Annotated in this window: 9 protein-coding genes; all 9 read right to left on the bottom strand. The window is 37.9% G+C overall.

Annotation, left to right across the window (positions count from 1 at the left end):
* Positions 1-4: 4 nt before the first annotated feature.
* The 9 genes from ruvA to MB14_RS00120 all read right to left on the bottom strand — a co-directional run bounded on the left by ruvA (position 5) and on the right by MB14_RS00120 (position 10,331).
* Entirely contained in the window at positions 5-598 is a 594-nt protein-coding gene (gene ruvA / locus MB14_RS00160; protein ID WP_062587456.1) for a Holliday junction branch migration protein RuvA, read from the bottom strand.
* A 107-nt stretch (positions 599-705) separates the two neighbouring features.
* Positions 706-1,812, bottom strand: a complete 1,107-nt coding sequence (locus MB14_RS00155) for a DUF4837 family protein (RefSeq protein ID WP_062587454.1) — start codon at positions 1,810-1,812, stop codon at positions 706-708.
* A gap of 90 nt (positions 1,813-1,902) precedes the next feature.
* Positions 1,903-3,264, bottom strand: a complete 1,362-nt coding sequence (locus tag MB14_RS00150) for a lytic transglycosylase domain-containing protein (RefSeq protein ID WP_062587452.1) — start codon at positions 3,262-3,264, stop codon at positions 1,903-1,905.
* 14 nt (positions 3,265-3,278) lie between these two features.
* On the bottom strand, positions 3,279-4,703 hold the full coding sequence (gene gatA, locus MB14_RS00145) for an Asp-tRNA(Asn)/Glu-tRNA(Gln) amidotransferase subunit GatA (protein WP_062587450.1): 1,425 nt from the start codon (positions 4,701-4,703) through the stop codon (positions 3,279-3,281).
* Positions 4,704-4,715: 12 nt separating this feature from the next.
* Entirely contained in the window at positions 4,716-4,913 is a 198-nt protein-coding gene (locus MB14_RS00140; RefSeq protein ID WP_062587448.1) for a Sec-independent protein translocase subunit TatA/TatB, read from the bottom strand.
* A gap of 148 nt (positions 4,914-5,061) precedes the next feature.
* Positions 5,062-6,249, bottom strand: a complete 1,188-nt coding sequence (locus MB14_RS00135; RefSeq protein ID WP_062587446.1) for a murein hydrolase activator EnvC family protein — start codon at positions 6,247-6,249, stop codon at positions 5,062-5,064.
* Complete coding sequence (lolB1, locus tag MB14_RS00130; RefSeq protein WP_062587444.1) at positions 6,236-7,009, bottom strand: lipoprotein insertase outer membrane protein LolB1; 774 nt, start codon at positions 7,007-7,009, stop codon at positions 6,236-6,238. Before lolB1 ends, MB14_RS00135 begins: the two co-directional genes overlap by 14 nt.
* Positions 6,987-8,759: a tetratricopeptide repeat protein gene (locus tag MB14_RS00125; protein ID WP_132644089.1), complete on the bottom strand. Its 1,773-nt coding sequence runs from the start codon at positions 8,757-8,759 to the stop codon at positions 6,987-6,989. The genes lolB1 and MB14_RS00125 overlap by 23 nt, the downstream gene beginning before the upstream one ends.
* A gap of 78 nt (positions 8,760-8,837) precedes the next feature.
* The gene (locus MB14_RS00120) at positions 8,838-10,331 is read right to left on the bottom strand and encodes a lipopolysaccharide biosynthesis protein (RefSeq protein ID WP_062587440.1); all 1,494 of its coding nucleotides are present in this window, start codon (positions 10,329-10,331) and stop codon (positions 8,838-8,840) included.
* Positions 10,332-10,384 lie beyond the last annotated feature (53 nt).

Here is a 10,384-nt window from a genome sequence, read left to right as displayed (position 1 = left end):
AAAATCAGGCCGCTTTTAGTGCCAATTTGATCAATTCTTCGAGTGAAATTTGCCCTTCAGAATTTTTCAAAATTTTGTCAATACTTTTTTGTGCAGCCACCTTGTTGATGCCTAGAGTTACTAACGCAGCTAAGGCTTCGTTTCTTATAGTATTAATGGAGGAAGAGGTAATATTTCCTCCTGCCATATCAGCAGACTCTTTTCCTACTTTATCTTTAAGTTCTAAAATGACCCTTTGAGCAGTTTTTGCGCCTACACCTTTCACTCCTTGAATGGTGGCTACATTTTCAGTGGCAATGGCATTTATAATTTCAGAAGGACTTAACGATGACAAGAACATAAGGCCAATAGAAGGGCCGATACCTGAAATCGAAATGAGTAGCGTAAAAAGTTTTTTTTCTGCCTCATCGGCAAAGCCATAAAGTACTTGAATGTCTTCCTTTACATGGAAGTAAGTAAAGAGTTTGCATTGCTCTTCATCCTTGATTTGGGAATAAGTATTCAGTGATATTTTGATTTCATACCCAACTCCTTGAATATCAATGATTACAAAAGTCGGATCCTTGTAGGCGAGTTTACCTTTTACGTATGCAAACATAAATTCTGATTGTACTTGAGTAAAAAAAAAGGCAAGTTGAACTTGCCTTCGCTTAAATTTAAGAATATTCGAGTAAAATCAATGTCTGTAACTCTAAAATAGCAGATTTATGATGGTGGGTTATCTACCGCCCTGAAGGTGGTTAGTATCGATTCCATTTGGCGAATTAGCTCCCTGTGTTCTTCATTAGGGTGAATAATAAAGCCTTCAATATAATAAAGCCTATTCGTTTTTTCATCCACGAAAGTATAGCTTATAAAAGTGCCACCCACTGAGTAGTTGTTGGTTTTCCATGCACCGCGCATTTCTACGGTGTATTTGCCATCAAAAGTAATGTCTCTGAAAACAGGTCGCATAAACTCCGTTTCAGTTATCATATATGACTCTCTGTTTTCTGGATCGCCATAGATGTATTTTCTTCCTACCTCATTTCTAAGCTTGATCACGTTTTCATGAGTGAATTCGTCTTGAGATTCATAGTCTTTGAAATAGACAAAAATATTTTTGCTTGGGCCCCTTGCGGGTAAAAAGCGTGACCACATAAAGTCATCAGAAGTAGTGGCTAACTCAAAACCAACAGGAATTTTAATATAGTAGCCAAACATATCTTTTATTCGGTCCGAAATAGCTCTAGAGTCTACTGAAGCACGAATGTCAGTGGCAAGCCTTTCTCGTTCTGCCATGTTAAAATAGTTTCTAATTATGGCTCCGTTTTCTTTCAAATGATTGATTAAATCCTGATCAGTTTTACCAAATAGGTTGAGTATTTTCTGGCCTTTGGCGTATTGGTTTTCGGAAGTATTCATGAACAGTTCAGGTTCGTTTTGAATCCTTTCTTTAAAACTGTCTGGAAGAATTCCTTGTAGATATTTGTCAGCTGGGGTAGTGCCATCCAATGTAGTTATGTAAACCACATTTCTCGAGAGCTGAAAAATTCTATTATACTGAAATGGCTCTATAACACGTGTGGTGAATGAAGGTTCGGTTCGGCTTAAGCCAGGTACTGAGGCATGGAAGACTTCTTTCAATGCTTCACCTAACGGACCTTCCCATTTCTCTTTGTTCATTACGATTACCAATTCACCCGATTGCCCAGTAGCATCGGGTAGAAGGTTAGGGTTCATTTTCTTTGATTCTTCACCTTCCTGTTCTGATTTGCTGCCGCAACTTGATATGGAAAGTAAAATCATGGCTAGAAATAAGAGCTTTTTCATAAACTATTAGTTTAGTTATTTGTGTCAAGAAAGGTATTATGAAATTGATTTGCAAACAATATCTACTAAAAAATTAGTTGTAAGTTTTTTTTAACCAATTTTCAATTTCATTCCTGGTTTTAGACTGGTAGAGTTCAGATCGTTTAACTCTTTAATACGCTCAATTGTTAAGCCTTCATACATTCTTGAGATGTCCCATAATGTATCTCCGGGCTCAACTATATATTCCTTAGAACTAGGAATAGGTTGGTTTAATACTTTTTTGGCAGTAACAATTGTATTGTCTGAAAGGAAATCAGGGCCAGTGTAGATGTTCAGCCTTTGGCCTACCTTAATCATTGATCCTTTAATGTTGTTCCAAGCCCTAAGGTCTTCAATTCTCACCTGATGTTTCCTTGCAATCGTACCTAATACATCGCCACTGACTACTCGATAAACTACTTTTTCTTTTCCGAATGTACTGCCCGGCATGTTAGTGGCCATTTTCTCGAACTCTTTCCTACCTTCTTCCGCCTTGGCTAAAATGTTTTCACGATTGGTTTCATACAAAGCCATTCCTTCTTTCGGTATTTTTAATTTAAAACCTTTGGCGTTTGCCGGAAGGGCTCCTTTTTTAATGGCAGGATTCAGTTTTTCAAGCGTGCCTAAATCCATTCCGCTTTCATCTGCAAATGCTTTCAGATATACGAACTGATTTACTTCAATTTCTTCAAAGTCGATAGGGTATTGAAGGTCATCAACAAAGAGGTTGTGTTCGTCAGCATATTCCATTGCGTACAGAATGGCAGCAAACTGAGGTACATACGATCGGGTTTCTCTTGGTAGGTATTTGTAAACATCCCAAAAGTCATTTTTATTCGATCTTCTCATGGCCCTTTGAACGTTTCCTATTCCACTATTGTAAGCAGCAAGTGTCATTTTCCAGTCTCCTAAAATTCCATAGAGCCATTTAATGTATTGGCAGGCAGCCTCGGTAGATTTTTCAGGATCCATTCGTTCATCAATGTACCAGTCTATTTGTAAGCCTTGTTGCTTTGCTGTTGGCGACATAAACTGCCATAAGCCAACTGCTTTAGGACCAGAAACGGCTCCCGGGTTTAAGCCTGATTCAATAATGGGTAAATATTTTAGTTCTTCGGGTAGGTCATATTTTTTAAGGTATTTCTCAAAAATCGGGAAGTATATTTTCCTGCGCCTGATCATTTCACGCGTATAGTCTCTGTTTCTAACCGTAAAATAATTTATAAATGCCTTGACCTGATCATTGAAAGAAATATCGATTTCAAGGTCTAGCTTGTCATAACGAACCTGCAATTCTTCATAAGAAAAGTCAGGTGCGTAATCGTAGCTTGGCTTAAATTCTTCTGGTATAGTATCGTTGGTCGCATGTCCTTGTTGAATAAAGGAAAGCGAGGTAAATACAAGTAATAATGCCCAGTGTAATCGCTTCATTGTATAGCGTCTGTTCAAATGTTTTGAATCAAGTTTCTCGAAAATGCAAAAAGTTTAGCTTCTTGAAAAGCCGCGGATATAATTTGTAGTCCAATTGGCATTCCGTTGTCATCTTTTCCAACAGGAACGGAAATAGCTGGAAGCCCTGAAATGGAGGCTTGTACAGTAAATAAATCGGCCATATAAACTTCAATCGGACTTTTAGAGTGTTCTCCCAAATCGAACGCTGTTGTTGGCGTTGTTGGTATGATAATAAAATCATATTCTGAAAGAATTTTTTCGGTGGCCTCTTTTATAAGCTTTCGCGCCTTTTGTGCTTTGGTAAAGTAGGCGTCATAATAATCAGCACTTAACACAAAAGACCCTAGCATAATTCTTCTTCTGGCTTCTGCACCAAAGCCTTCTGTTCTAGAGTTTTTATAAAGCGATTCTAAATCGCTGACCTCTGAACTTCTATGGCCATAACGAATTCCATCGTATCGGCTTAAGTTTGAGCTTACTTCTGCAGTGGTAAGAATATAATAGGTCGGTAAAATATAATCAAGTAATGGAAAGTTCACTGCTTCCACAGTATGTCCTGCTTCTTGTAGCTCTGTAATCTGATTTTGGAAAGCCGCTTTAATCTCTGGCTGAAGTGCTTCTGTGTCAAGTGCTTCTTGTAAATAAGCTACTTTATAGGTGTTTTTTTGCTCTAAGTTTTGACTATATGCGGGTACTGCTCTTGAAGAAGAAGTGGAGTCTTTTTCATCTTTTCCAGCAATAATTTCTAATACGCGAGCATTGTCTTCAATACTCTTGGAGAAGATTCCAATACTATCGAATGAAGAGGCATAAGCCAATAATCCCCACCTTGAAATTCTAGAGTAAGTAGGTTTAAGGCCAACGATTCCGCAAAAAGCTGCAGGTTGCCTTACTGATCCTCCTGTGTCAGTACCGAGTGAAATTTGGCACATGTCTGCTTGAACGGCAACAGCAGATCCGCCAGAAGAACCTCCAGCTACTTTGTTATGATCTAGCGCATTTTTAACAGGGCCATAAAATGAATTTTCATTGGACGATCCCATTCCAAATTCATCACAGTTTTGGCGACCTATTAAAATGGCGTCTTCCTGAAGAAGTTTTTCAACGGCTGTAGCTGAAAATTGAGATTCAAAATTTTGAAGAATTTTACTCGCACCACTGACTTTGTGGTCTTGGTAGCAGATTAAATCTTTAATGCCAAAAATTAAGCCGGCAAGTTTGCCGGCTTTGTTTTCTTTGATCTTACGATCTATAATATCTGCCTTTTGCAAAGCTTCTGCACTATAAACTTCTACAAAAGCATTAAGCTCCGAATGCGACTTAATGTTATGTAAATAGTGTTCTACAAGTGCTCTGCAAGAAGTTACCTCAAGTCTAATATCTCTTTGAATCTCATCAAGTGTGTGATAAGACTTCAATTGTTAATTAGCTTATTTATCAATTTCTTTACCTGCATCGTCTACCTCTTTCTTAATTTCTTTGGTAGCGTCTTTAAATTCTCTGATGCCTTTTCCCATTCCTCTTGCGAGATCAGGTATTTTTTTGGCACCAAAAAGAAGAAGAACTATAAAAACAATCACAAACAGTTCCATCCCCCCAGGCATTCCTATTGCAAATATTGTCTGCATGATTTCTCAAATTTAAATTTAGACTTCAAAGATAACTAAAATCTAACCACGAAGTCAATTGATTCGATTTTGTTCTGTCAACGGAATTTGTACGCTAGGGTTAAAATCTACTAGACTTATTTTTATAGAATAAAGCCCATGCTCTCTTTTATTTCGATCGTTTTTGAAGCCATAGTTCTGGGTTCAATGTTGACTTCTCGAAATGAACCCTAAACTTGACCTGAGAAATATTGTCTTTATCGGTAAGTACTTGCCCTAATGCCTGACCAACCTGAACTTGATCTCCTTTTTTCACAACCACAGTTTTTAACTTTGAGTATACCGTAAAGTATTCTCCATGCTGAATCAACACACTGTTTCCTAAACCCGGAACAGACATTACACTACTTACCTTGCCTGGGAATACAGCCTTTATGGTAGCATTTTCTGATGTTTGAATATCAACACCCAGGTTATTTATGGTAATGGTTTTAATGGTTGGGTGGCGGTGTTCTCCAAATTTAGAAGAGACAAAGCCTTCGTCTACAGGCCAAGGTAATTTGCCTTTTTCTTTAGCAAATGCCTCAGTTAGCTTAGTCATATCAACAGAGCCTAGCAAAGCAGCCTTTCTTTCTTCTTCGATAATCGCCTCGATACGTTCTGAAAGTTGCTTCTCAGCCTTTCTCTGTTCTTCTAATTCTTTCTTGATTCTTTGTTCGTCTTGGGTAAGCTTGGTAATTAGTTCTCGTTGGTCACCCCTAAGCTCTTCAAGTTTATTGTTTTCAGTGAGCTCATCATTGAGTAATGATTGCTTACTCTTTCTTTGGGCTTCAATTTCAGCAATTTGCAAACCAATACTACTTTGAACAATCTTGATTTGTTCGGCTTGTTTTTTTCGTGCCTCAGAATACTGCTTAATGTATTTCATTCTCATAAACAGCTGATTGAAAGTAGATGAGGCAAATAGGAAAGTCATTTCACTAAAACCTTTGCTGGTTTTCTGGGTGGTATAAATCATTTCCGCATACTCCTTTTTTAGCTGAGTTAGGTCATTTTCCATGGCTTGAATGATGGAAAGGTTTTCCGAGATTTCGCTGTCCAGTAGGTTTACTTCACTCTTAATGGCACTAATCAAAGAAGAACGGGTTTGGATTTGCTCGTTCAGCGCTCTTAAACGGCCAATGCTACTGTTTTTCTTGGTAGAAGTTTGAGAGAGAATACGTTCCGTTTCTTGAATTTTCTTTAGAATCTCATTTTTCTGATTTTCTAAAGTTTTCCTTTGATTTTGAGCTGTGCTGTCAAAACCCACGAATAAAAAGAATAAGGAAAGGACTATAAATGCCCTATTTACGCTCATAGTTGTTGGGAATACTAAAAGGAAATGTAAGTGGTTCGTCTTCAATTCTGGCTCTGTTATGCTCAATATCTATCGTAATTTCACCTTTTTTATTGTCTTGAAAATACTGTAAAATCATATCTGCTTTAAAGGCAAACACAAATTGTTCGAGCATATTGAAATCAGTGTACTTTAATTCTAATGTGTTTTTGCTCTTGATTGTGTTGGCAGTGAGTTTCTCTAACTTCTTCGTTTTATTGCCAATTTGGTTCATAATAGTCAGGTCTCCAACTCTTTGAACAATTGTAAACTGATTGGCTTGTGCTACTATGTCATCTTCTGCGGTTTGTGTAATGGGCATATCTCCAATAAGTACCGATTGAAAAAGATCAAAATTTAATTCGAAGTTGAATTTTTCGCTAAGCCCCTGAAAGCTATAGGCGTAATAGGATTTGTTCACCCGGTCAATCATTAAGAGTGAATCTTGGGTAATAATTCCTCTGGCTCCTTCAATACCCAAGCCTGGCGTAAGTCTAAACCAGATTAAACTATCTTTTCTTACTCGAATATCAGCAGTAGCTTTGGTCTTCGATTCCCCATCTTTAAACTTAAATTTTGTTTTGGTAGAGAAATACTCGAAAGGAATTTCTGCCACTTGAAACTCTTCTTTTACCCGTGTATTTGTTCCTAAGAAAGTGCTTTTACATGACTCTAAAAAGAAAGCCGAAAAAACAATGAGGATGAGCAGTTTTGCTCTACTAGTAGTACTTTTTGTCTGCAATTTTTTGGTCTATTTTATCGGAAGTGTTCCCCGTGTTTTTTGCTTTTTTCCACTGCTCAACAGCTGCGTCAATTTGGTTTAACATATAAAGATTGTCACCATAAACTTCCAGAAGCCCACCTGTAATGTTGGCTGATTTTTGCTTCAAGAAATTCTCTATCAACTGTTTCGCTTCTGCGAATCTACCTAATTGAAACAAAACCTTTGCTTTCACATGAAATAAATCACTGTCTGATGGATATTCCTTGACTAAACGATCCAATGATTTATTTAAACCTTCTATGATTTCTTGATCGCTATTAGCATTTAGGTATCGCAAAAACATTTGAACTGCGCCATCATCTACTTTGCCAGATGTGGTTTTGGGAGGGATATATTCCTCAATTTCTTTCACATTGCCTTCTTCCAAAGCAAATTCCAATTTCTTTGTTCGAATCTTGCTTGCCAAAGCTTCATCATTTCTGGCCAGCTTTAAAGCCTGATCGAATGCGGAATTCGCTTCTTCTTTATCGCCTTTGCTACTGTAAAGCTGGGCATTTCCGTAGTAATAATAGAATAGGCCTTGGTTAGGGAAATAGCTCAGAGCGTCTTCGCTATTAGTTAGCAGGCTTTCCCAAGATTTTTGATTGTAAGCCTTGGTCAACAGTTGATTCCAAACTTCGTAGTCAGATGGATTAAGATCTTTCAGTTGATTTAACGCAGTAAGCACTTGGCTTTCATATGCTGATTTATTTTCTGGACTTGCTTTTTCGGCCAAGGCGCTATAAACTTTTTCTCCTGTTTTAATCACTTCCACATCGTTAGGGTAAATGGAGTACAGCGTTTTTTGCTGCTGATCTAAAAAGGAGAGAGAAATTTTGTCTAATCCAGCAGCCGATAAATTAGTCATTAACTCAAGCTTTGAGCTGAGGTCTGCTTCCTTATTGGTCATGATTTCAGAAATCATTGGTTTAGCAGCTTCAAAGTCGCCTTCTTCTAATTTTAAGTTGATTAATAAGAAGTTAGAGGAGGTAGAAGTATTTGTAGATTTAAGAATGTCTGCTGCTTCGGTTTTTTGCCCCGTAGAAGCCAGTAAATCAGCGTATTCTAGTTTGTAGCTTTCATTTGTAGGAAAATCCTCAGTTAGCTTTTTCAGCATGTCGAGCGCTTCTTTTTTCTTTCCGGCCTGAAGTAGTAATTCCTTTTTCTGTGTAGTGAATTTATGGGGAGAGTTGTATTTTTCTTCCGTCAGCTCGAGCATTTTGATTGCGCGATCATAATTACCCAAACCCACATATACATCAGCGATATCCAGTATATACTCGCGATAGTCTGTGGAGTTTTTAAGCATTAACTCATATTCCGAAGCTGCTGCCTGTAGATTACTTTGCGACTTGTGTAGTTGCGCAGCAAGTATGTAATAAAATTTATTGTCGGGCTTAATTTCTTGCGCCTTCTTAATCGACTTTAGTCCTTTGTCATATTTTCGCTGTATCAAATAGATTTCTCCTAATTTGAAATAAGCCGCGTGATTGTTTTTGTCAACTTCTAAAGATTGCTCAAGAAAAGCGATAGCCCTTTCGTAGTCTTCTAACAAGTAGAATTTTTGGGCATCGATCATTAAATATTCAGCATTGGCCCTGTCGTATTTCGAAACTTCATTACTCTCTTTTTCCTTCTTTTCGGTTTTTTCTTGGGCAATAGCTTCCATGCTGCTGCAAAACAGCAGAAAAGCAAAAACGAAAGGGGATAGTTGGAGGTATTTCTTCACCGGTTTTTCAATTATATCAAGAAACACATTTTAAGTGGGCTATGTTTAAGCTTTCTGATGAGTGTATATAGAGTTATGTTATTGGCGTTTTTCAACGGTTTTATACTTAAATCCACGTCCTTCTAAAAGATAAATGGCTACAAAAAAGACTGCCGTGACAAACAAATCAATTCCGTATTGAACATAAGCGTTGGAAATAGAAATAAGATTTGATCCATAAATTACTCCCACCGCAATGATTAAATACAAGAAGAGTTTTTTGAAATCGTAAGGTACAGGAAAGATTTTTCTACCCTTATAGTAACATAGGGCACACATTACAGCATAACAAACCAAGGCCGAAATGGCCGATCCGAAATAACCAATGGAAGGAATTCTCACCAACCACAAATGGCCTAATAGTGTGATAAGCGCCCCAATAACCGTAAAATAAGTGCCGTAGATTGTTTTGTCTTTAATTTTGAACCATACACTGAGGTTTACATAAACTCCAAAAAATAACTTTCCTATTAACAATACTGGCAACACGTACAGCGCAGCTTTGTAGCCCGGTCGGCCTAAGAAAACATCGGCTATTAATTCAATATTTACGGCAATAGCCACCATAATAGCAATGTTAAACACTACAAAGTAGTGCATCACTTTGGCGAATAGAGACGGTGCTTCTTTGTTTTCAGCATGAGAGAAAAAGAAAGGTTCGCCCGCATAACGGAAGGCCTGAATTCCGAGCATCATCAGCACACTCAATTTAAATGCACTTCCGTATACCCCGAGCTCTTTTTCTGGATCATCGAAAAGAAAGTTAAATAGAATGGTGTAGCCCTGATCGTTGAACATGGCGGCTAAACCCATTAAGAAAATAGGGAAGGAGTAAGCCAAAATAGGTTTGAATGCCGACCATTTGAATCGGATTCTGATTTGTGCCAATTCTTTAAACAGCATTGGTAAGTATAAACTGTTGGCGATAAGGTTGGAAATGAAAATATAACCAATACCGATCTCTGGATTATAAACTTTCTGAACCCAAGGTTGAAGTATGCTTAGGTATTCTCCATTGGCAATGGCCGGAAAGGCCAAAAGGAACAACAAGTTCAAGCCAATGGTAACTGCAATTACTGTAAGTCGGATTAATGCGAATTTTATAGGCCGATCGTCCAACCGAAGTTTTGCAAAGGGGATGGAAACGATGGCGTCAATAAATACAATGGCCGCCAAATATTGTAAATACTCAGGGTGCTCTGAGGCAGCCGTGAAATTGGCCAACGAGGCGGCATCCAAATAAATAAAACCAGAGAAAATTATACTGGTAAATAGAATTGCGGTGGCCGTATAATGGTAGGCATCAATAGACTTGTTTTTTGTGGTGAACCTAAAAAAAGAAGTCTCTAAACCATAAGTGTAAATGATGTTCAGAAAAGCAGCGATACCGTAAAGGTGGATAACGACCCCATATTCCTCTTCAGGAAGGATTCGGGTATAGAATGGCACCAAAGCAAAATTGAGCACTCTGCCCAAAATGCTGCTGATGCCATAATAAGCCGTTTGGCTCGCCAATTTTTTGATTTGACTCATAAAGCGAAGCTACAAGTATTTATGCTTTGAGCCATAGATGAATTTTCGATTTT

It is taken from the genome of Roseivirga ehrenbergii (assembly GCF_001593005.1).
GTDB lineage: Bacteria > Bacteroidota > Bacteroidia > Cytophagales > Cyclobacteriaceae > Roseivirga > Roseivirga ehrenbergii.
Note: the sequence above shows the minus strand (reverse complement) of the source record. Positions and strands in the feature narration are given on the sequence as shown.

Excerpts from the sequence above, each read along its gene's own strand:
- MB14_RS00150 (WP_062587452.1), bottom strand. The coding sequence starts at position 3,264 with ATGAAGCGATTACACTGGGCATTATTACTTGTATTTACCTCGCTTTCC.
- MB14_RS00155 (WP_062587454.1), bottom strand. The coding sequence starts at position 1,812 with ATGAAAAAGCTCTTATTTCTAGCCATGATTTTACTTTCCATATCAAGT.
- MB14_RS00135 (WP_062587446.1), bottom strand. The coding sequence starts at position 6,249 with ATGAGCGTAAATAGGGCATTTATAGTCCTTTCCTTATTCTTTTTATTC.
- MB14_RS00140 (WP_062587448.1), bottom strand. The coding sequence starts at position 4,913 with ATGCAGACAATATTTGCAATAGGAATGCCTGGGGGGATGGAACTGTTT.
- MB14_RS00120 (WP_062587440.1), bottom strand. The coding sequence starts at position 10,331 with ATGAGTCAAATCAAAAAATTGGCGAGCCAAACGGCTTATTATGGCATC.
- ruvA (WP_062587456.1), bottom strand. The coding sequence starts at position 598 with ATGTTTGCATACGTAAAAGGTAAACTCGCCTACAAGGATCCGACTTTT.